This window comes from Variovorax fucosicus, from assembly GCF_030316825.1.
Taxonomy (GTDB): Bacteria; Pseudomonadota; Gammaproteobacteria; order Burkholderiales; family Burkholderiaceae_C; genus Variovorax; species Variovorax fucosicus.
The window spans coordinates 683,790-705,217 of record NZ_JASZYU010000002.1 but is presented as its reverse complement, the minus strand read 5'-3'; the positions used below and the strand labels follow the sequence as shown (position 1 = coordinate 705,217).

Genomic DNA, 21,428 nt, shown 5'->3' with positions numbered 1-21,428 from the left:
TAGAGGGGCGCGACGGCAGGGCCAGCCCTAGAATCGGAGGCAATGCCCCTGGTTCTTCTCGTCGCGCTCCCCTTCATCGCCAGCGTGTTGGCGGCCCTGATGCCGTCGAACGCCCGCAACCGGGAGTCGACGCTGGCGGGGCTGGTCGCGCTGGGCTGTGCGATCCAGACCGCGCTGATGTTTCCGCGCATCGCGGGCGGCAACGTGGTTCGCGAGCAGATCACCTGGCTGCCATCGCTCGGCATCGACCTCGTGTTCCGCATGGACGGCTTCGCCTGGCTGTTCTGTATGCTGGTGCTCGGCATCGGCGCGCTGGTGGTGCTCTATGCGCGCTACTACATGTCGGCGTCCGACCCGGTGCCGCGCTTCTTCTCGTTCTTCCTTGCGTTCATGGGCGCCATGATGGGCGTGGTGCTGTCCGGCAACCTGGTGCAGCTGGCGCTGTTCTGGGAGCTCACCAGCCTGTTCTCGTTCCTGCTGATCGGCTACTGGCACCACCGGCGCGATGCACGCCGCGGCGCGCGCATGGCGCTCACGGTCACCGGCGCAGGCGGGCTGTGCCTGCTGGCGGGCGTGCTGGTGCTGAAACATATCGTCGGCAGCTTCGACCTCGATGTGGTGCTGGCCTCGGGCGACCTGATCCGCGGCCACGCGCTCTACCCCGTCGTGCTGGTGCTGGTGCTGCTCGGCGCCTTCACCAAGAGCGCTCAGTTTCCGTTTCACTTCTGGCTGCCGCGCGCGATGGCGGCACCGACCCCCGTGTCGGCCTACCTGCACTCGGCCACGATGGTGAAGCTTGGCGTGTTCCTGCTGGCACGGCTGTGGCCGGTGCTGTCGGGCACCGAGTCGTGGTTCTGGCTGGTCGGCGGTGCCGGCGCGATCACCCTGCTGCTGGGCGGCTATGTCGCGATGTTCCAGCGCGACCTGAAGGCGCTGCTGGCCTACTCGACGATCTCGCACCTTGGGCTGATCGTGCTGCTGCTGGGCCTCAACAGCCCGCTGGCCGCGGTCGCGGCGGTGTTCCACGTGATGAACCATGCGACCTTCAAGGCCTCGCTGTTCATGGCCGCCGGCATCATCGACCACGAAACCGGCACGCGCGACATCCGCAAGCTCAGCGGGCTGCTGCGGCTGATGCCGATCACCGGCACGCTGGCGATCATTGCCAGTGCCTCGATGGCCGGCGTGCCGCTGCTCAACGGCTTTCTCTCGAAAGAAATGTTCTTCGCCGAGACGGTGTTCATCCAGTCCACGCCGTGGGTCGACTGGAGCCTGCCGATCATCGCCACGGTGGCCGGCGTCTTCAGCGTGGCCTATTCGGCGCGCTTCGTGTTCGACGTGTTCTTCGGCCCGCCCTGCGGCCCCGAGGTGCCGAAGACGCCGCACGAGCCGCCGCACTGGATGCGTGTGCCGGTCGAACTGCTGGTGCTGGTGTGCCTGGTGGTCGGCGTGGCGCCGGCGTGGTCGGTCGGGCCTTTGCTCGCGGCAGCGGCACTGCCGGTGGTCGGCGGGGAGTTGCCCGAATACAGCCTGGCGGTCTGGCACGGATTCAACCTGCCGCTGCTGATGAGCTTCATTGCGCTCGCGGGCGGCATGGTGCTGTTCATGCTGCAGCGCCGCCGTCGCGGCCATGGCGGTCTTGCACACACGCCGCTGCTGCACCGCTTCGACGGCCAACGCATCTTCGAGCATCTGCTGGCACGGCTCAGCGAGCTCGGCCGCCGCAGCCGCCGATTGTTCGGCACGAAGCGCTTGCAGACGCAACTGTTGTGGCTCGTGGCATTGGCGCTCGCCGGTGCCGGCGCATCGCTCTGGCTGGTACCGGCCGCGCGGGGCACGCGCGAGTTGCTGCCCTTCTCGCCGATGTTCGCGATGACCTGGGTGATCGGTGCCACCTGCGCGCTGGCGGCCGCGTGGCAGGCCAAGTTCCACCGGCTCGCGTCGCTGATGCTCGCGGCCGGCGCCGGGCTCACCTGCTGCATCACCTTCATCTGGTTCTCCGCGCCCGACCTCGCATTGACGCAACTGGTGGTCGAGGCCGTGACCACGGTGCTGATCCTGCTCGGCCTGCGCTGGCTGCCGATGCGCAAGGTGATGCCGCAACCCGCCCGTGCGCGGCTGCGGCCCTGGGGCCGGCGCGGGCGCGACCTGCTGGTGGCCGCCTTGGCCGGCTGCGGCATGGCGGCACTGGCCTGGACGGTGATGACGCGGGAGTTTCCGCTCAGCATCTCGCCGTTCTTCCTGGATCGCGCGCTGAGCGAGGGCGGCGGCACCAACGTGGTCAACGTGATGCTGGTCGACTTCCGTGGCTTCGACACCTTCGGCGAGATCACCGTGCTCGGCGTGGTCGCGCTCACCGTGTATGCACTGCTGCGCCGGTTCCGCCCCGCGCCCGAATCGATGGCGCTGCCGCCGCAGCAGCGGGCCCAGGCCGCCGACGGCAGCAGTGACCTGCTGAACCCGCGCATGGCCAAGGACACGGCGGTCGGCTACCTCATGGTGCCGGCGGTGCTGATCCGGCTGCTACTGCCGCTGTCGGTGCTGGTATCGGTCTATTTCTTCATGCGCGGCCACAACGCACCGGGCGGCGGCTTCGTCGCCGGACTCGTGATGTCGGTCGCGCTGGTGCTGCAGTTCATCGTGTCGGGTGCCGAATGGGTGGAGGAGCACTTGCGCATCTACCCGCGCCGCTGGATCGCCATCGGCATGCTGCTCGCGCTCGCCACCGGCACCGGCTCGGTGGCGCTGGGCTATCCGTTCATGACCACGCACACCGCCCACCTCGATCTGCCGCTGCTCGGCGTCATCCATGTCCCGAGCGCGCTGTTCTTCGACATGGGCGTGTTCGCGCTGGTACTGGGCGCCACCATGCTGATCCTGACCGCCCTGGCCCACCAGTCGATCCGCAGCCACCGCTGGGCCGAGGAGCAGGCAGAACGCGAACAAGGCGGGGGCGCAGGCTGATGGAGGCCGTGCTTGCCATCGCGATCGGCGTGCTCACCGGCTCGGGTGTCTATCTGCTGCTGCGCCCGCGCACCTTCCAGGTGATCATGGGGCTCACGCTGTTGTCCTATGCGGTGAACCTGTTCATTTTCAGCATGGGGCGGCTCAAGGTCGACAGCGAGCCGGTGCTCACGCCCGGCTTCGTCGCCAACCTGTCCAACACCGCGGATCCGATGCCGCAGGCGCTGGTGCTGACCGCCATCGTGATCGGCTTCGCCATGACCGCCCTCTTCCTCGTGGTGATGCTCGCCTCGCGGGGCCTGGCCGGCAACGACCATGTGGACGGCGAGGATCTCGAACCATGAACCCGGTGCAACTGCTGGACCGGCTGCTCGAGGCCACGATGCCGCACCTGGTGGCCGCGCCGATCCTGGTGCCGATGCTCACCGCCGCATTGATGCTGCTGATGGGCGAACAACGCCGCCGCGCCAAAGCCACGCTGAGCGTGGTGTCGGGCCTGGTCGGCCTGGTTGCGGCGCTGGCGCTGCTGCGCTGGGTCAACGCCGTCGACACCGGCGGCGGGGCCGGTTCGATCGGCGTCTACCTGCCGGGCAACTGGCGTGCGCCGTTCGGCATCGTGCTGGTGGCGGATCGGCTCTCGACGCTGATGGTGGCGCTCACCGGCGTGATCGCGTTCGCGGCCTCGATCTATTCCACCTCGCGCTGGGATCGCGCCGGCGTGCACTTCCATCCGCTGCTGCAGTTGCAGCTGATGGGGCTCAACGGCGCGTTCCTCACCGGCGACCTGTTCAACCTGTTCGTGTTCTTCGAGGTGATGCTGGCGGCGTCCTACGGCTTGCTGCTGCACGGCTCCGGCCGGTTGCGCGTGGCGGCCGGCCTGCACTACATCGCGATCAATCTGGCAGCCTCTTCGCTGTTCCTGATCGGTGCGGCACTGCTCTACGGCGCCACCGGCACGCTCAACATGGCCGATCTCGGCCTGCGCATCGCGCAGATCGCGCCCGCCGACCGCGGGCTGGTGCATGCCGGCGCAGCCATCCTGGCCGTGGCCTTTCTGGCCAAGGCCGGCGCCTGGCCGCTCAACTTCTGGCTGGTGCCGGCCTACAGCGCGGCCGTGTCGCCGGTGAGCGCGGTATTCGCGCTGCTCACCAAGCTCGGCGTCTACACCGTGTTGCGCCTGTGGACGTTGCTGTTCGCGCCGGACACCGGCGCCTCGGCATCGTTCGGCCAGGACGTGCTGGTGGCGATCGGCCTGGCAACGCTGTTCGTCGGCGCGCTCGGCATCGTCGGCACCCAGCGGCTGTCCAACCTCGCGGGCTACAGCGTGCTGGTCTCGGCCGGCACGCTGCTGGCGGCAGTGGGGCTTGGCCAGCCCGCCGTGTGGGCCGGCGCGCTCTATTACCTGGTGAGTTCCACGCTCGCGGTCAGCGCCTTCTTCCTGCTGATCGACATGATCGAGCGCTGGCGCAACGCCGGCGCCAGCATCGCGCCGCACGAGAGCGCAGGCAACGCCCCCTTCCTGGCCGAAGACCTGAAAGCCATCGACGATGTGAACCTCGACGACGACCAGCAGGCGCTTTACGGGCGGGCCATCCCCGCCGGCATCGCCTTCCTCGGCCTCGGCTTCGTTGCATGCACCCTGCTGATTGCGGGCCTGCCACCGTTTTCGGGCTTTGTCGGCAAGTTCGCGATGCTGGCGGGCCTGCTCGACGCGCGCAACGTAAACCCCACCGGGTGGACTTTCCTCGTGCTGCTGCTGGTGTCGGGTCTGCTCGCGCTGATCGCGCTGAGCCGCGCCGGCATCCGGCATTTCTGGACGCAGCCGCTGGCCACCATGCCGGCGCTGCGCGCGCTCGAGGTGCTGCCCGTCGCCGCGCTGCTGGCCGCCAGCGCGGCACTCACCGTCGCGGCCGGCCCGGTGCTCCTGCATGCCACCGCCACGGCCGACGGCTTGCGCACGCCGACCGCCTACCGCAAGGCAGTGATGGGCGCGCGCCAGATCGCCAGCCCCAGCAACGGGGGGCGCGCGCCGTGAAACGCTGGCTGCCCTCGCCGCCCCTGTCGCTGGCGCTGTTCGTCGTATGGCTGCTGCTCAACCAATCGCTGCATCCGGCCACCTTGCTGCTGGCAGCCGTGCTGGCCATCGCGGTGCCCTTGCTGACGCAGGGGTTGCGACCGGCCCGGGTTCGCATGCGCCGCCCCGGCGTGGCGCTGAAGGTGGCGGGCCGCGTGGCGATCGACCTGGTTCATTCGGCGCTCGTGGTCGCGCGGTTGCTGCTGACGCGGCGCACCGAAGACATTCACGCGCACTTCGTGGAGGTGCCGCTCGATCTGCGCGACCCGAACGGGCTGGCGGTGCTCGCGATGATCCTGTGCCTGACGCCTGGCACCGCCTGGGCGGAGTTGTCGCGCGACGGCGCGACGCTGCGCATCCACATGTTCCACCTCGACGACGACAAGGCGTTCGTCGCGCTGGTCAAGCAGCGCTACGAACGCCCGCTGATGGAGATCTTCGAATGACGCCGGTTCTGCTCTGGGCCCTGAAACTCGCGCTGTTCCTGCTCGCCATGGCGATGCTGTGCGCGCTGGCGCGCCTCTTGATCGGGCCGACCGCGCAAGACCGCGTGATGGCGCTCGACTGCCTCTACATCAACGGCATGCTGATGATGCTGGTGCTCGGCATCAACTACGCGAGCAACGTCTACTTCGAGGCGGCGATGCTGATCGCGCTGTTCGGCTTCGTCAGCTCGACGGCAATGGCCAAGTTCTTACTGCGCGGGGAGGTCATCGAATGAATCTCATGGGCGCGTTGCCGCTGTGGGCTGAGCTCCTGACCGCGGTGTTCGTCGTGCTCGGCGCGGCCTTTGCCGCGATCGGCTCGTTCGGCCTGATCCGGCTGCCGACCTTCTTCCGGCGCATCCATGCGCCCACGCTGGGCGCCACGCTCGGTGTCTGGTGCATGACGATCGCGACCATCGTCTACTTCTCGGTGCAGGGCTTCAACCTGTTCCTGCACGCGGTGCTGATCGCGCTGTTCGTCGCGCTGACGGCGCCGGTCACCACCATCTTCCTGATGCGCGCCGCGCTGTTCCGGCATCGCAAGAATGGCGACAAGGCTGAGGCGCCGGATCGCCCTACTTGACCTGCTGCTTGCCCAGCTTGCGCGCGAGTGTGCGCCGGTGCATGCCGAGCCGGCGCGCGGTCTCGGAGATGTTGAAGCCGGTCTCCGCCAGGGTTTCGTGAATGCGCTCCCACTCGAGCGTCTTGATCGACGACGCGCGGTTGGTCAGCTCAACTTCGACGTTGCCCTCCGCGCGACCGAACGCGGCCTCGATGTCGTCGGTGTTGGACGGCTTGGCCAGGTAATGGCTGGCACCGAGCTTGATGGCTTCGACCGCGGTCGCGATGCTGGCGAAGCCGGTCAGCACCACAATGAGCATGCCCGCATCGTGCGTGTGCAGCGCCTGCACGCAGGCCAGGCCCGAGGCCTGGCCGTTGAGCTTGAGGTCGACCACTGCGTAGCCGGGTGTCGGCTGCTCCTGCAGCAGCGCATTGACCTCGTTCAGGCTGGCAGCCAGCATGACCGTGTAGCCGCGCCGCTCGAACGACCGGCTCAGGGTGCGGGCAAAGGCCGCATCGTCCTCGACGATGAGCAACCGGCGCTCAGCTTGCATGGGCTTCGTCCTCTTCCAGCGTGATGGCTGCCAGCGGCAGCGAGATCGTCACGGCCGCGCCACCTTCGGGCCGGTTGCGCGCGGTGACGCTGCCACCGATGGTACGGGCCACATTGACGACCAGGAAGAGGCCGAGGCCACCGCCCGGCCGGCCTTTGCTCGACTGGTAGGGCTTGCCCAGATGCGCCAGCATGGCGGGCGCGAAACCGGGACCGTCGTCAGTGCAGGTCAGCACCAGCGTATCGGCTTCGCGCGTCACCTCCAGCCGCAGCGCATGCGCCGAGGCCTCGAGCGCGTTGTCGAGCACGTTGCAGATCATCTGCTTCACGGCCGAGTCGGACACCATCGGCATGTCGTGGCCAAAACGGTTCTCGTAGGTGAGCGCGGCGGTCGGCCGCGTGCTGCGCCATTCTTCGACAAGGCCGTCCAGAAAGTTGCAGATCGTGGTTCGGGCCGACGACTCGCCGCGCGCCTCGCCGGCCGACAGCAGGATGCCGCTCACGATGGTCTTGCAGCGCTGAACCTGCAGCTGCATCTCGCCGACCTCCTGCAGCAGTTCGGCATCGGCCTTGAACGCGGGCATGCGCCGCCAGTCGCCCAGGATCACGGCCAGGGTAGCGAGCGGCGTGCCGAGCTCATGCGCCGCGCCCGACGCCAGCAGGCCCATGCGCACGATGTGCTCTTCCTCGGCGGCGCGCTGGCGCAGGCCGGCCAACCGCGCGTCGCGCTCGCGCAGGTTGCGGCTGATGCGCGTGATGAAGATCACCACCAGCGCCGCGTTGATCACGAAGCAGACCAGTACGCCCTGCACGTACGGGCTGGCCAGGCCGCGATCGAGGTCCAGCGGCAGCGCGAGCGGCCGCCCGAAGCGCGCCAGACTGGCGAAGCAGGCGGTGGTCACGGCGACCATGATCCACGTCGACCAGGCTTCGAGCAGCACGGCGCCCAGGATGATCTGCAGCAGATAGAGAAAGACGAACGGGTTCGTGACGCCGCCGCTGAGATAGAGCTGCGTCGTGAGCATGCCCACGTCGACCAGCGAAGCAACGAACAATTCGGCGTTGGTGACTTCGCGATACTGGTGCCAGCGCATCAGGCTCACGCCATTGAACGCCACCAGGCAACCCAGCACCGCCAGCATCTGGTCGACCGGCAGCGGCACGCCGAAACCGTAGTACACGACCCCGATCGTCAGAACCTGTCCGACCGCGGCGATCCAGCGCAGCTGGATCAGCTGCTGCATGTTCTTGAAGCCGGTGGCGTCGTCCGGGCCCGCGGGCACGCCGGCTTTTTCAGTGGGGCTTGGCATCCTGCCTATCTTGCCGCTTCTTTTCGCGCAACAAGCGCCAGGCGGCACCCGCGACCATCAGGGCCAGTGCGTACCAGGTCAGGGCGTAGACCATGTGGTTGTTGTGGAACGCGATCACGGTCAGGCCGCCGGCCGGCCAAGCGCGCTCCGCGCCGGCCGGCTTGCCGGGGTCGGCATCCGCGTCGACGAAGAACGGCGCGACCTTGTCCAGCCCGCGCGCGGCGGCGATGGCCTGGACGTCGCGCGAGTACCAGCGGTCGCCCGCGGCGTCGTTCCTGCGCAGGAAGCCGCCGCCCGGCTCGGTGAGGCGCAGCAGGCCGGTGACGACGGTCGGGTCGGTCGGCTCGCCGGCTTTGCGCGCGGCCCGATCCCGTGCCTCGGGCGGCACGAAGCCGCGATTGACCAGCACCACGGTGCCGTCCGCGGCCTGCAGTGGCGTGAGCACCCAGAACCCGCTGCCGAGGCCGGTGACGGCCTGCACCAGGGTTTCGCGCTCGTTCAGGAAGGTGCCGGCAATCCGCACATGCCGGTATTCGTCGGCGGCCGCGCCGAGCTGCGGCCATTGGGCTGGCCCGGGTGCCGCGACGGCCGGTGCATGCACACGTGCATCGACACGGGCGATGAGGTCGAGCTTCCACGCCCTGCGCTCGAGTTGCCAGGTGCCGAGCGCAACAAAACCAGAAAAACCGGCAAGGGCCAGCAGCGCGGCAGCGGCGAACGCGATGCGCCTCAAGGCATGTTCTTCATGTCGTGGGTCGACATCGGCATCATGTTGTTGTTGAGGTGGTACATCACCCAGATCGAGCCGCTCAGCGTGATCACCACCAGCACCAGCGTGAACACCAGCGCCAGCATCGACCAGCCGCCCTCGGCCTTGGTGTTCATGTGCAGGAAATAGATCATGTGCACGATGATCTGCACCACCGCGAACGCCAGCACCACCAGGGCCGTGGTGCTCGACTTGTCGAACACCTTGGCCATGACGATCCAGAACGGAATCGCGGTGAGGATCACCGACAGGATGAAGCCCGTCATGTAGCCCTTGAAGGTGCTGTGCGGCCCCTCGTCGTGGCCGTGTTCCGCGTGGTCGCTCATGTCAGGGATCCCATCAGGTAGACGAAGGTGAAGACACCGATCCACACCACGTCCAGAAAGTGCCAGAACATCGACAGGCACAACAGCCGGCGCCGGTTTTCCGGAATCAGCCCGCCGCGCGTCACCTGCACCATCAGCGTGATGAGCCAGATGATGCCGAAGGTCACGTGCAGGCCGTGCGTGCCGACCAGCGTGAAGAAGGCCGACAGGAACGCGCTGCGCTGCGGGCCGGCGCCCTCGTGGATCAGGTGGGCGAACTCGTACAGCTCGAGCCCGAGGAAGGCCGCACCGAACAGGCCCGTGATGGCCAGCCACACCAGCATCGGCCGCACCTTGTTCTTCTGCATCTCCAGCATGGCGAAGCCATAGGTGATGGACGAGAACAGCAGCATCGAGGTGTTGATGGCGACCAGCGGCAGGTCGAACAAGTCGGCGCCCGAGGGCCCGGCCGCGTAGCTGCGGCCCAGCACGGCATAGACCGCGAACAGCACCGCGAAGACGAGGCAGTCGCTCATCAGGTAGAGCCAGAAGCCGAGCAGCGTTCCGTTCTCGACGTGGTGCTCCTCGGGCACCCAGAAGCGCAGGTTGTCCGGCGTATCGACGCCGTCGGCGGTCGTGGTCATCGCGGCGCTCATGCGGAAGCTCCCAGCAGGCGCGTACGTTCGCCCTCGATGCGGATCACCTCGTCGACGCCGATGTGGAAATCGCGCTTGTAGTTGAAGGTGTGGACGATCGCGACCACGATCAGCGTCGCAAACGACAAGACCGCCAGCGGCCACATGTGCCAGATCGCCGCGAAACCGAACACGGTGCTCAACCCGGCGAGCACGATGCCCGCCCAGGTGTTCTTAGGCATGTGAATCGGGATGAAACCGCTGACCGGACGCTGGTAGCCGCGCTTCTTCATGTCGTGCCAGGCATCGCTGTCATGGATCAAGGGCGTGAAGGCGAAGTTGTACGCCGGCGGCGGCGACGAGGTCGACCATTCGAGCGTGCGGCCGTTCCACGGGTCGCCCGTGGTGTCGCGCAGCGCTTCGCGGTCGCGGTACGTCACGTAGAACTGGACGAACATCGCCAGAATGCCCAGCGCGATCAGGACAGCGCCGAAGGCAGCGATCTGGAACCAGATCTGCAGCGAGGGGTCTTCGAAACGGCTCATGCGGCGCGTGACGCCCATCAGGCCGAGCACGTAGAGCGGCATGAACGCGAACCAGAAGCCGGACAGCCAGAGCCAGAACGACACCTTGCCCCAGAACGGGTCGAGCTTGACGCCGGTGGCCTTGGGAAACCAGTAGTAGATGCCGGCGAACACGCCGAACACCACGCCGCCGATGATCACGTTGTGGAAGTGCGCGATCAGGAACAGGCTGTTGTGCAGCACGAAGTCGGCCGGTGGCACAGCCAGCAGCACGCCCGTCATGCCGCCGATGGTGAAGGTGACCATGAAGCCGATCGTCCACAGCATCGGCACCTCGAAGCGGATGCGGCCGTGGTACATCGTGAACAGCCAGTTGAAGATCTTCGCCCCGGTCGGGATCGAGATGATCATGGTCGTGATGCCGAAGAACGAATTGACGCTGGCGCCCGAGCCCATCGTGAAGAAGTGGTGCAGCCACACCAGGTACGACAAGATCGTGATCACGATCGTGGCGTACACCATCGACGCGTAGCCGAACAGCCGCTTGGCGGAGAAGGTCGACACCACCTCCGAGAACACGCCGAACAAGGGCAGGATCAGGATGTACACCTCAGGGTGGCCCCAGATCCAGATCAGGTTGACGTACATCATGGCGTTGCCGCCAAGGTCGTTCGAGAAGAAGTTGGTTCCGACGTAGCGATCGAGCGACAACAGCGCGAGCACGGCGGTCAGGACCGGGAAGGCAGCGACGATCAGCACATTGGTGCACAGCGCCGTCCAGGTGAAGATCGGCATCTTCATGAGGCCCATGCCCGGCGCGCGCATCTTGACGATGGTGGCGATCAGGTTGATGCCGGAGAGCAGAGTCCCGACCCCCGCGATCTGCAGTGACCAGATGTAGTAGTCGACCCCCACGTCAGGGCTGTAGGCGATGCCGGACAAAGGTGGATAGGCCAGCCAGCCGGTGCGTGCAAACTCGCCAACGAACAGCGACATCATCACCAGCACCGCGCCGCTGGCGGTCATCCAGAAGCTGAAGTTGTTGAGGAACGGAAACGCCACGTCGCGCGCGCCGATCTGCAGCGGCACGGCAAAATTCATGAGGCCGGTGACGAACGGCATGGCCACGAAGAAGATCATGATCACGCCGTGCGCGGTGAAGATCTGGTCGTAGTGGTGCGGCGGCAGGAAGCCCTCGTTGCCACCGAAAGCGAAGGCCTGCTGGGCCCGCATCATGATCGCGTCGGAGAAGCCGCGCAGCAGCATCACCAGGCCGAGGATGATGTACATGATCCCGATCTTCTTGTGATCGATGCTCGTGAACCACTCGCGCCACAGATAGCCCCAGACGCGGTAGTAGGTGAGCGCGGCGACGAGCGCGCCGCCGCCCAGCGCCACTGCGATGAAGGTCAACAGCAGGATCGGTTCGTGGTACGGAATCGCCTCCCAGGTGAGGCGGCCGAAAATGAGCTTGGTGAAATCGAGGTGTTCGAACATGGTGAAAAGCAAACGCCTGGATCAGTTGGTGCGCACTGCCGGTGCGAGCAGCGGGTCGACCGGGTCGTTGACGCTGCACATCGCAGCGACATAGGTACGGGTTGCCTGGCCGCCGGCGCCGGGCGCAGCGCCCGACGCGATGTTGGAGGCGCCCGGCATCCCGAGGCCACCGCCCGCGTCGATGGCCATGACGTCTTTCATGCACATCTTGCCGGCCTCGACGCAGCGGTTGACGATGGCGTCGTAGAGATCCGGCGCAACGCTGGCGTAGCGCTGCACCGGGTTGCGCTCGCTCGGCTTTTCGAGCGCCAGGTAGGCAGCACGGTTCAGCGGCGTGCCGGCGCCCTTCGCGGTCTGCACCCACTTGTCGAAGTCGGCGCCGCTCAGGCCGTGGAACTTGAAGCGCATGTTGGAGAAGCCCGCGCCGCTGTAGTTGGCCGAGAAGCCCTCGAACTCGCCCGGCTTGTTGATGACGGCATGCAGCTTGGTTTCCATGCCGGGCATGGCGTAGATCTGGCCTGCCAGCGCCGGAATGAAGAACGAGTTCATCACCGACGAGGCGGTGATCTTGAACATGATCGGCCGATCCACCGGCGCCGCCATCTCGTTCACCAGCGCAATGCCCTGCTCCGGATAGATGAACAGCCATTTCCAGTCAAGCGCCACCACCTCGACCACCAGCGGCCGGGTGCCGGGAATCACGTCGCGTTCGGCATCGATGCGCTGCAGCGGCCGGTACGGGTCGAGCGTGTGGGTGCTGATCCAGGTCAGCGCGCCGAGCGCGATCACGATCAGCAGCGGTGCCGCCCAGATGACGAGTTCGAGCTGCGTCGAGTGGTCCCAGTCGGGCTTGTAGACCGCCTCGGTGTTGGATTTGCGGTAGCGCCAGGCAAAAAGCAGCGTCAGCGCGATCACCGGCAGCACGATCAGCAGCATCAGCACGGTCGACTGGATGATCAGGTCGCGTTGCTGCGCCGCCACGTCGCCGGACGGATTCATGAGCACCATGTTGCAGCCTGCCAACAAGGTGACGGCGGGCAGCAGGAGCAGTCCACGAAGGTTCTTGAAGGAGGGCATGCCGGACAAAAGATGGAAAGCGTGATCGGGAACGCGCAGAATCTACGACCAACGGCGCCTGCCGGGCATTGGACGTTTTGTCCTATGGCGACATTTGACGAGCAATGCGACCCTCCGGCGTCCGTGTGACAACACCCTAATCACAAGCGAGCACGATGTCCAGCATCAGCCACCACCCCAACGAGCTGTCGCCGCGCCAGATGGAGCGCGACGTCCGCAACGTCACCGCCGACCACACCGGCATCGCCCCGAGCGAGATCGCCGTCGGCGTGATCATCGGCCGCGCCTCCGAGTATTTCGACTTTTTCGTCTACGCCATCGCCTCGGTGATGGTGTTCCCCGCGGTGTTCTTCCCGTTCGCGGATCGGCTCGAGGGCACGCTCTACGCGTTCGTCGTTTTCTCGTTCGCCTTCATCGCGCGGCCGATCGGCACGATCTCCTTCATGGCGATCCAGCGGCGCTGGGGCCGTGGCGTCAAACTGACGGCCGCCCTGTTCCTGCTCGGCGTGTCGACCGTGTGCATGGCTTTCCTGCCGGGTTACGCGACCATCGGCCCGGCCGCCATCGTGCTGCTGTCGGTCCTGCGTTTCTTCCAGGGCATTGCACTCGGCGGCTCGTGGGACGGCCTGCCCTCGCTGCTGGCGCTGAGCGCGCCGGAGAAGCGCCGCGGCTGGTACGCCATGATTCCCCAGCTCGGCGCGCCGATCGGTTTCATGATCGCGGCCGGCCTCTTCCTGTTTCTCCATACGAGCCTCTGGACCGGGGACTTCCTCGAATGGGGTTGGCGCTATCCGTTCTACGTCGCGTTCGCGATCAACGTGGTGGCGCTGTTCGCCCGCCTGCGGCTGGTGGTCACCAACGAATACGAGCGCCTGCTCGACAAGCACGAACTCGAGCCGACCCCCGTGGTCGAGCTGTTCCGGGCGCGCGGCGCCAACCTGTTCATCGGCGCCTTTGCGGCGCTGGCGAGCTATGCGCTGTTCCACCTGGTCACGGTGTTCCCGCTGTCGTGGATCACCTTGCGCGCGACGCAGTCGGTGCGCGACGTGCTGGTGGTTCAGATCATCGGTGGCGGCATCGCGATCGTCGGGATCATCGCGTCGGGCTGGATCGCCGACCGCATCGGCCGGCGCAGCACGCTGGGCATTCTGGCGGTGATGATCGCGGTCTTCAGCGGCTTCGCGCCGACCCTGCTGACGGCCGGCTCGCTGGGCGAGAACGCGTTCATCCTGCTCGGTTTCGCCCTGCTCGGCCTGTCGTACGGCCAGGCGGCCGGTGCGGTGAGTTCGAACTTCGAGGCAAAGTACCGCTACACCGGTGCCGCGCTCACCTCCGACTTTGCCTGGCTGATCGGCGCCGCGTTTGCGCCGCTCGTGGCACTCGGCCTGTCGGCCCATTTCGGGCTCGCCTACCTCAGCATCTACCTGCTCTCGGGCGCGGCCTGTACGCTGGTGGCGCTGCAGGTCAACCGCTCGCTCGAGATCCGCGACTGATCGGGGCGCTGAGGTCCGGGGCGGGCTCAGGGCGGCGGGGCACGCTGCTCCGCATCAACTGGTTTCCCGCATCGCCTTCGCATTCGCAACCGCCGTCTCGCGCGGCAGCGCCACTGCATTTTTCACGGCCAGGATTTCAGCCATCACGCTCACCGCGATCTCCGGCGGCGTCTTGCTGCCGATGTAGATGCCGATCGGTCCGCGCAGGCGGGCCAGCGATTCGGCGGTCTGGTCGAAGTGCTCGATCATGCGTTCGCGCCGCGCTTCGGCGTTGCGGCGCGAACCGATGGCGCCGACGTAGAACGCCTCGCTGCGCAACGCTTCCAGCAGCGCGAGGTCGTCCAGCTTGGGGTCGTGCGTGAGAGCCACCACGCAACTGCGCCGGTCGGGCTGGAACGCGGTGACCGCGTCGTCGGGCATTTCGGTGGTCAGCGCCACGCCGGGCACGGCCCAGGTGCTGCGGTACTCGGCGCGCGGATCGCACAGCGTCACGGCGAAGCCGCTGAACCGGGCCATCGTGGCCAGGTACTCGGCGAGCTGGCCGGCACCGATCAGCAGCATGCGGTACTCGGGGCCAAAGGTGTTGACCAGCTCGTGCGCGCTCACGCCGAGCTCGGCCGGCGAAGACGCTTCGGCCAACCGCACGCTGCCATCGGCCAGCGCCACGGTGCGCTGCATCAGCTTGCCTTTTTCGAGCTCGGCGACCAGCGCGGCCAGCGCGGCCGGTTCGGGGTTGTATTCGAACAGCAGCTCCAGCGTTCCGCCGCACGGCAGGCCGAAGCGATGCGCCTCGTCGGCCGTAACGCCGTACTTGACCATCGCCGGCGCCCCGCTCGGCATGGTGCCGGTGCCGTGCGCGCGCGAGTAGCGCGCGATCAGGTCGTCCTCGATGCAGCCGCCCGAGACCGAGCCGACCACGGCGCCGTCTTCGGCCAGCGCCATGATCGAGCCGACCGGCCGCGGCGACGAGCCCCAAGTGCGCACCACGGTGGTCAGCATCGCGCGCCGGCCGGCCAGACGCCAGTCGCGCAGCGTGCGCAGCACCATCACGTCGAGGTTTTCCATCGTCGACCGGGCCTCAACCGCGCAGGTACAGGGCGGCGCCGATGGCGATCACCACGGCCACGCCGATCCAGATCCACTTCTGCATGCCCGGCGCGGATGCGGCTGCCATGCTCATCGGACGGGTTCGCGCCTCGAGCGAGTCGATCGCGCCGAAGGAGGTGCCGCCACCTTCCTCGTCGTCGTCATTCGCTGCATCGGGCGCCGGATAGCGCTGCGCCATGAGCGCATCGAAGCGCTTGAAGAAATCGTCGGCCATCGACTTGGCGGCGCCGTCCACCAGGCGCTGGCCCAGCTGCGCGATCTTGCCGCCCACCTGGGCCTGCACCGTGTAGCCGAGCTCGCAGCCGGCGTCGTTGGGCGTGAGCGTGACGCTCGATGCGCCCTTGCCGAAACCGGCCACGCCGCCCTGCCCCTCGAACGACAGCTTGTAGCCTTGCGGCGGCGTGATCTCGGTCAGCATGACCTTGCCACTGAACTTGGCCGACACCGGGCCGATCTTGACGGCCATGCCCACGCTGTAGGTGTCGTCACCGGCTGCCTCGAACTTGTCGCAGCCTGCCAAGCAGGCCTTCAGCGTCTCGGGATCGTTGAGCGCCTCCCAGGCCTGTTGTTGTGTAACGCCGAGCTGGCGGGTTCCGAGCATTTCCATGGTGAGTTCCTTGTTGTGTGCAGCATCCCGCCGTCAACGGCCGGATCGCATGAGGGCCGCGAGGCTCGCGGCCAGTTGCCCGAGTGCGCTCAGATTGTGAACCGCCAGCATCGCATCTGCATGCCGGTGCAGCACGGCAGCCCCGCGCGCCAGGGGTGAATAGCCGTCGTAGCGCAGCAGCGGGTTGAGCCACAGCAGCTTGCGCGAATGGCGTTTGAGCCAGAGCAGTTCGCGCTCGAGCACTTCGGGCTCGCCGGTGTCGAGGCCGTCACTGATCACCAGCACCAGCGTGCGGCGGCCGGTGAGCCGGCGCGCATGCCGCCGCCGCAACTCGGCCAGCGAGCCGCCGAGCCGCGTGCCGCCGGCAAAGTCGTCGATGCTTTCGCCTGCGGCCAGCAGCATCGCGTCGGTGTCGGCGATGCGGAAAGCGGGTGTCAGGTCGGTGAGGTGGGTGCCGAAGGCGAACACATCGCGCCGGCCCGCGCGCCTTGTGGCCGCATGCAGAAAAGCCAGCAGCAGTCGCGCGTAGCGCTCCATCGAGCCCGACACGTCGACCAGCACCAGCAGCGGCAACGGTTGCTTGCGCCGCTCCAGCCGCGGCAGGCGGATGAGTTCACCGCCGGTGCGCGCCGCCTGGTGCAGCACGCCGGGCCAGTGCATGCGCGAATGTGCACCGGCCCCGCTGGCGACGCGCAGGCGGCGCGCCGGCACGGTCGGCACCGGCAACGCGATGTCGCGCGCGAGCCGCTCGACCAGACGGTATTCGGCCGCGCCCAACGCGTTGAAATCGGCGTGCTGCATGCGCTGGCAGTCGCTCGCGGTCATGGCCGCATCGAACTCGACCTCGCGCTCGGTCTGCGCGGGCGTGACCGGGGCGCGGGGTGCCGCCAGGGCCTCGCGCACGCGCGGCCGTCGCTTCACCGGCTCGGCCTTGCCCTCGGCACTCGGCAGCATCTGCGCGAGCATCTTGTTGGCCAGCTCTGGGTCGCGGAACCAGGCGTCGAACAGCTCGCGGAACACCATGCGATCCTGCTCGCGGCTGATCATCACGGACTCCATCGCGGCGGCCAGGTCGAAGCGGCTGTCGACGCCGACCAGCATCGCCGCCTCCGCCGCGAGCGCGATGCGTGCCGAATCGGTTCGCACGCCGGCGCGGCGCAGGGCGCGGCCGAAACCCGCCATGTTGCCGGCCAGCTTGCCGCGGCGCGCATCGCCCAGTTGAATCAAGCGCACCCCCTTGCAGGGGAGAACCGGCGGAATCCGGGATTCATGCCCCCGCTGCCTCAGGCTTCAACAGGTCGGAGGCCAGTTCGCGCGTGAGCGCAGCCACGTCGTCGCGCTGCTTGAACAGGATGCCGGCGGTGTCGACCACGATCTCGGGGTCGAGTTCGACCGTGTCGAGCGCAATCAGCGCCCGGGCCCATTCCACGCTCTCGGCGATGCCGGGTGCGCGCTGGAACATGCCGGCAAACGGCGCGCTGCGCAGCCGCCCGATAAAGGCCGCCACCTGCTCCGACAGCACGGCACCGGCCTGCGGCACCTGCGCCCGCACGATCGCCAGTTCGCGCTCGCGATCGGGGTAGTCGAGCCAGTGGTAGAGGCAGCGCCGCTTGACTGCGTCGTTGAGTTCGCGCGTGCGGTTGCTGGTGAGAATGGTCACGGGCGGCACCTGCGCGGTCACCGTGCCGAGTTCGGGAATGCTCACCTGGTACTCACCGAGGTATTCGAGCAGGAAGGCTTCGAACGGTTCGTCGGCGCGGTCGACCTCGTCGATCAGCAGCACGGCACCGGGCTCCGGCGCCTGCAACGCCTGCAGCAACGGCCGGCGCACCAGGTAGCGCGGCTGGTAGACCTCGGCCTCGATGTCGCTCGATGCGCCGTGCGCTTCCGCCGCGCGCATGTGCAGCAGCTGGGCCGCGTAGTTCCACTCGTAGAGCGCCTCGCGCTGCTCGAGCCCGTCATAGCACTGCAGGCGCAGCAGTTCGCGCTGCAACGCTTTGGAAAGCGCCTTCGCCAGTTCGGTCTTGCCGACGCCGGGTTCGCCTTCGAGCAACAACGGCCGCTGCAGCTTGAGCGCCAGAAACACCGCCGTCGCCAGGCGCCGGTCGGCAAAGTAGCCAGCCGCCTGCAGCGCCTGCGTGACCGCGTCGATGGAGGGGAACGGGGCGGTCGCGGCAGGCGTGAGGTCGGTCATTTCCGAAGCTTAAGCCAATGCCTTTTTGACGGCGCGTTGCGTGAGCACGCTGATCAGGTTGGCGCGGTAGGCAGCGGAGGCGTGCAGGTCGCTGTTGAGTTCGCTCGCATCGATCTTCACGGCGGCGGCGGACTCGGGCGTGAAGCTCTTCGTCAGCGCGTCTTCGAGCCCCTTGTGCCGGAACACGCCGTTGCCCGCGCCGGTGACGGCCACCCGCACGCTGTTGTCGTAGCGCGCCAGGAACACGCCGACCAGCGGAAAGTGCGAGGCCTTCTGACGCAGCTTTTCGTACACGGCACGCTGCGGAATCGGGAAGCGGATGGCGGTGATCAGCTCGCCCTCTTCCAGTGCCGTGGTGAACAGGCCCTGGAAGAAATCGTCGGCCGCAATCTCGCGCTTGCTGGTGACGATGGTTGCGCCCGAGCCGAGCACCGCGCTGGGGTAGCAGGCTGCCGGATCGTTGTTGGCGACCGATCCGCCGATGGTGCCCATGGCGCGCACCTGCCGGTCGCCGATGCGCGAGGCCAGGTCGGCCAGCGCCGGATAGGCGGCCTTGACGTCGGCATTGTTGGCGACATCGAGATGCCGCGACATGGCGCCGATGGTCAGGTTGCTGCCGTCTTTCTTGATGCCGGTGAGCTCCTTGATGCCGCCGAGGTCGACCAGTTGTTCGGGCGCCGACAGGCGCAGCTTCATCGAGGCCAGCAGGGTCTGGCCGCCGGCCAGCAGCTTGCCGCCGGCGCCTGCGAGCTTGACGGCATCGGCGACGGAAGCGGGACGTTCGAGGGTGAAGGCGTACATGATGGTTTCTTCCTTCTGTGCATTCAGGCGGCCGGACGGCCTTGCGTGCTGGCGGTCAGCGACGGGGTTTGCGGCTCCTGGGTCGGGGTGGTGGCGCCCTTTTGCATCGCCTCCCACACCCGGTGCGGCGAAGCGGGCATGTCGAAGTCCTTCACGCCGAGCGGCGCCAGCGCGTCGAGCACGGCATTGATCACGGCCGGCGGCGAGCCGATGGCACCTGCCTCGCCGCAACCCTTGGAGCCGATCGGGTTGTGCGTGCAGGGCGTGCTCAGGGTGTCGAGCTTGAACATCGGGAAGTCCTCGGCGCGAGGCATGGCGTAGTCCATGAAGCTGCCGGTGAGCAGCTGGCCGGTTTCGTTGTCGTACACGCAGTTTTCCATCAGGGCCTGGCCGATGCCCTGCACGATGCCGCCATGCACCTGGCCCTCGACGATCATCGGGTTGACGATGGTGCCGAAGTCGTCCACCGCGGTGAAGCGGTCGATCTTGACCTCGCCCGTGCCCTTGTCGATTTCGACTTCGCAGATGTAGGTGCCGGCCGGGTAGGTGAAGTTGGTCGGGTCGTAGAACGCGGTTTCGTTCAGGCCCGGTTCCAGTTTGTCGAGCGGGTAGTTGTGCGGCACGTAGGCCGTCAGCGCCACCTGGCCGAACGGGATCTTCTTGTCGGTGCCCTTCACGGTGAACTCGCCGTTGGCGAATTCGATGTCGGCGTCGCTTGCCTCCATCAGGTGCGCCGCGATCTTCTTGGCCTTGGCCTCGATCTTGTCGAGCGCCTTCATGATGGCCGTACCGCCCACCGACAGCGAGCGCGAACCGTAGGTGCCCATGCCGAAGGGCACGCGGCCAGTGTCGCCGTGCACGATGTCGACCGCCTCGACCGCGATGCCCAGGCGTGCCGCCACCAATTGCGCGAAGGTCGTTTCGTGGCCCTGGCCATGGCTGTGCGAGCCGGTGAACACCGTCACGCTGCCGGTCGGATGCACACGCACTTCACCCGCCTCGAACAGCCCGGCGCGCGCACCGAGCGCACCGGCCACGTTCGACGGGGCCAGGCCGCAAGCCTCGATGTAGCTCGAGTAGCCGATGCCCCGCAGCTTGCCGTTCTTCGCGCTCTCGGCCTTGCGCGCTCCAAAGCCCGCGACCTCGGCGAGTTCGTTGGCGCGATCCAGCAAGGCGGGGAAGTTGCCCGTGTCGTACTGCAGCGCCACCGGCGTCTGGTACGGAAAGCTGGTGATCATGTTGCGGCGGCGAATCTCGTCCTGCCCCAGATTCAGCTCCCACGCACAGCGCGATACCAGGCGCTCCAGCAGGTAGGTCGCCTCGGGCCGGCCCGCTCCGCGGTAGGCGTCGACCGGCGCGGTGTTGGTGAACCAGGCGTCGACCTCGACGTAGATCTGCGGCGTGGCGTACTGGCCCGCGAGCAGCGTCGCATACAGGATGGTGGGGATCGCGGTCGAGAAGGTCGACAGGTAGGCGCCGAGGTTCGCGTCGGTATGCACGCGCAGCGCGAGGAACTTGCCGTCCTTGTCGAGCGCCATTTCGGCATGGCTCACATGGTCGCGGCCGTGCGCGTCGCTCAGGAAGCACTCCGAGCGCTCGCCCGTCCACTTGATGCTCCGGTTGAGCTGCTTGGCGGCCCAGGTCAGGCACACGTCCTCGGCATACAGGTAGATCTTGGAGCCGAAGCCGCCGCCGACGTCGGGTGCGATCACGCGCACCTTGTGTTCCGGCAGGCCGAGCACGAAAGCGGTCATCAAGAGGCGCTCGACGTGCGGGTTCTGGTTGGACACGTACAGCACGTATTCTTCGTTCGCCCGGCTGTAGTTGCCGATGGCCACTCGTGGCTCGATCGGATTCGGGATCAGGCGGTTGTTGACCAGGTCGAGCTTGGTCACGTGCGCCGCGTTGGCAAAGGCCGCGTCGACGCCGGCCTTGTCGCCAAGCGTCCACTTGTAGCACTGGTTGTCGGGCGCCTCGTCATGGATCGTGACGCCGCTCGCCTTCTTCGCGGCGTCGGCCACGCTCACCAGCGCGGGATGCACGTCGTAGTCGACCACCACGGCTTCGGCCGCGTTCTTGGCCTGCTCGACCGTCTCGGCAACGACCATCGCGACATGGTCGCCGACATAGCGCACCTTCTTGATCGCGAGGATCGGATGCATCGGCTCCTTCATCGGCGTGCCGTCGGGGTTGTTGATGAGCCAGCCGCAGGGCAGCCCACCCATCTTTCCCTCGATGTCCTTGCCGGTGAAGATGCCGACCACGCCGGGCATCTTCAGCGCCTCGGCCGTATCGACCGACCTGAGGGTGGCATGCGCGTGCGGCGAGCGCACGAAGATGCAATGGGCCTGGGCGCCCATCGTGATGTCGCCGGTGTAGTTGCCGGCACCGGTCAGGAAGCGGTAATCCTCCTTGCGGCGGATGGCCTCGCCGATGTGCGGCAGTTTTGCGAAGTCGGGTGCGCCCATGTCG

At 67.2% G+C, this 21,428-nt stretch carries 20 protein-coding genes; 7 read left to right on the top strand and 13 right to left on the bottom strand.

Annotation, left to right across the window (positions count from 1 at the left end):
- The first annotated feature begins 42 nt into the window (after positions 1-42).
- The 6 genes from QTI05_RS15460 to mnhG are packed head-to-tail and all read left to right on the top strand — an operon-like array spanning position 43 to position 6,106.
- Entirely contained in the window at positions 43-2,964 is a 2,922-nt protein-coding gene (locus QTI05_RS15460) for a monovalent cation/H+ antiporter subunit A (RefSeq protein WP_286622117.1), read from the top strand.
- Positions 2,964-3,308: a Na+/H+ antiporter subunit C gene (locus QTI05_RS15455; protein WP_286545778.1), complete on the top strand. Its 345-nt coding sequence runs from the start codon at positions 2,964-2,966 to the stop codon at positions 3,306-3,308. The genes QTI05_RS15460 and QTI05_RS15455 overlap by 1 nt, the downstream gene beginning before the upstream one ends.
- Positions 3,305-4,999: a monovalent cation/H+ antiporter subunit D gene (locus QTI05_RS15450; RefSeq protein ID WP_286622116.1), complete on the top strand. Its 1,695-nt coding sequence runs from the start codon at positions 3,305-3,307 to the stop codon at positions 4,997-4,999. The genes QTI05_RS15455 and QTI05_RS15450 overlap by 4 nt, the downstream gene beginning before the upstream one ends.
- Positions 4,996-5,484, top strand: coding sequence for a Na+/H+ antiporter subunit E (locus QTI05_RS15445; protein WP_286622114.1), 489 nt, complete (start codon positions 4,996-4,998; stop codon positions 5,482-5,484). The genes QTI05_RS15450 and QTI05_RS15445 overlap by 4 nt, the downstream gene beginning before the upstream one ends.
- Positions 5,481-5,759 (top strand): K+/H+ antiporter subunit F, encoded by a 279-nt coding sequence (locus tag QTI05_RS15440; RefSeq protein WP_286622113.1) that lies wholly within the window; start codon positions 5,481-5,483, stop codon positions 5,757-5,759. The genes QTI05_RS15445 and QTI05_RS15440 overlap by 4 nt, the downstream gene beginning before the upstream one ends.
- Positions 5,756-6,106: a monovalent cation/H(+) antiporter subunit G gene (gene mnhG, locus QTI05_RS15435; RefSeq protein WP_286622112.1), complete on the top strand. Its 351-nt coding sequence runs from the start codon at positions 5,756-5,758 to the stop codon at positions 6,104-6,106. Before QTI05_RS15440 ends, mnhG begins: the two co-directional genes overlap by 4 nt.
- Here mnhG and QTI05_RS15430 read toward each other — a convergent pair.
- The 7 genes from QTI05_RS15430 to cyoA are packed head-to-tail and all read right to left on the bottom strand — an operon-like array spanning position 6,099 to position 12,754.
- On the bottom strand, positions 6,099-6,638 hold the full coding sequence (locus QTI05_RS15430; RefSeq protein WP_286545773.1) for a response regulator transcription factor: 540 nt from the start codon (positions 6,636-6,638) through the stop codon (positions 6,099-6,101). The genes mnhG and QTI05_RS15430 overlap by 8 nt on opposite strands.
- Positions 6,628-7,947 (bottom strand): ATP-binding protein, encoded by a 1,320-nt coding sequence (locus QTI05_RS15425; RefSeq protein ID WP_286545772.1) that lies wholly within the window; start codon positions 7,945-7,947, stop codon positions 6,628-6,630. Before QTI05_RS15425 ends, QTI05_RS15430 begins: the two co-directional genes overlap by 11 nt.
- Positions 7,931-8,680, bottom strand: coding sequence for an SURF1 family protein (locus QTI05_RS15420; RefSeq protein WP_286545771.1), 750 nt, complete (start codon positions 8,678-8,680; stop codon positions 7,931-7,933). Before QTI05_RS15420 ends, QTI05_RS15425 begins: the two co-directional genes overlap by 17 nt.
- Positions 8,677-9,042, bottom strand: a complete 366-nt coding sequence (cyoD, locus tag QTI05_RS15415) for a cytochrome o ubiquinol oxidase subunit IV (RefSeq protein ID WP_286545770.1) — start codon at positions 9,040-9,042, stop codon at positions 8,677-8,679. The genes QTI05_RS15420 and cyoD overlap by 4 nt, the downstream gene beginning before the upstream one ends.
- Complete coding sequence (gene cyoC, locus QTI05_RS15410; protein WP_444812908.1) at positions 9,039-9,677, bottom strand: cytochrome o ubiquinol oxidase subunit III; 639 nt, start codon at positions 9,675-9,677, stop codon at positions 9,039-9,041. The genes cyoD and cyoC overlap by 4 nt, the downstream gene beginning before the upstream one ends.
- Entirely contained in the window at positions 9,674-11,677 is a 2,004-nt protein-coding gene (cyoB, locus tag QTI05_RS15405) for a cytochrome o ubiquinol oxidase subunit I (RefSeq protein WP_286545769.1), read from the bottom strand. The genes cyoC and cyoB overlap by 4 nt, the downstream gene beginning before the upstream one ends.
- Before the next feature lie 21 nt (positions 11,678-11,698).
- Positions 11,699-12,754, bottom strand: coding sequence for a ubiquinol oxidase subunit II (cyoA, locus tag QTI05_RS15400; protein WP_286622110.1), 1,056 nt, complete (start codon positions 12,752-12,754; stop codon positions 11,699-11,701).
- 200 nt (positions 12,755-12,954) lie between these two features.
- On the opposite strand from cyoA, the gene QTI05_RS15395 reads away from it, so the two are divergent.
- A complete protein-coding gene (locus QTI05_RS15395) occupies positions 12,955-14,247 on the top strand; it encodes an MFS transporter (protein ID WP_286546227.1) in 1,293 nt (430 codons plus the stop codon).
- Positions 14,248-14,301: 54 nt separating this feature from the next.
- On the opposite strand, the gene QTI05_RS15390 is transcribed toward QTI05_RS15395, so the two are convergent.
- The 6 genes from QTI05_RS15390 to QTI05_RS15365 all read right to left on the bottom strand — a co-directional run bounded on the left by QTI05_RS15390 (position 14,302) and on the right by QTI05_RS15365 (position 21,424).
- Positions 14,302-15,312 carry an XdhC family protein gene (locus QTI05_RS15390; RefSeq protein ID WP_286622109.1) on the bottom strand — a complete coding sequence of 337 codons (1,011 nt, stop codon included), beginning with the start codon at positions 15,310-15,312 and terminating at the stop codon, positions 14,302-14,304.
- A 13-nt stretch (positions 15,313-15,325) separates the two neighbouring features.
- A complete protein-coding gene (locus QTI05_RS15385) occupies positions 15,326-15,961 on the bottom strand; it encodes an SRPBCC family protein (protein ID WP_286622108.1) in 636 nt (211 codons plus the stop codon).
- 33 nt (positions 15,962-15,994) lie between these two features.
- The gene (locus tag QTI05_RS15380; RefSeq protein ID WP_286622404.1) at positions 15,995-17,143 is read right to left on the bottom strand and encodes a vWA domain-containing protein; all 1,149 of its coding nucleotides are present in this window, start codon (positions 17,141-17,143) and stop codon (positions 15,995-15,997) included.
- 85 nt (positions 17,144-17,228) lie between these two features.
- Positions 17,229-18,155 (bottom strand): AAA family ATPase, encoded by a 927-nt coding sequence (locus tag QTI05_RS15375; protein ID WP_286545764.1) that lies wholly within the window; start codon positions 18,153-18,155, stop codon positions 17,229-17,231.
- Between the two features lie 9 nt (positions 18,156-18,164).
- Entirely contained in the window at positions 18,165-18,956 is a 792-nt protein-coding gene (locus QTI05_RS15370; protein WP_286622107.1) for an FAD binding domain-containing protein, read from the bottom strand.
- Positions 18,957-18,979: 23 nt separating this feature from the next.
- A complete protein-coding gene (locus QTI05_RS15365) occupies positions 18,980-21,424 on the bottom strand; it encodes a xanthine dehydrogenase family protein molybdopterin-binding subunit (protein ID WP_286622106.1) in 2,445 nt (814 codons plus the stop codon).
- Positions 21,425-21,428: the final 4 nt, after the last annotated feature.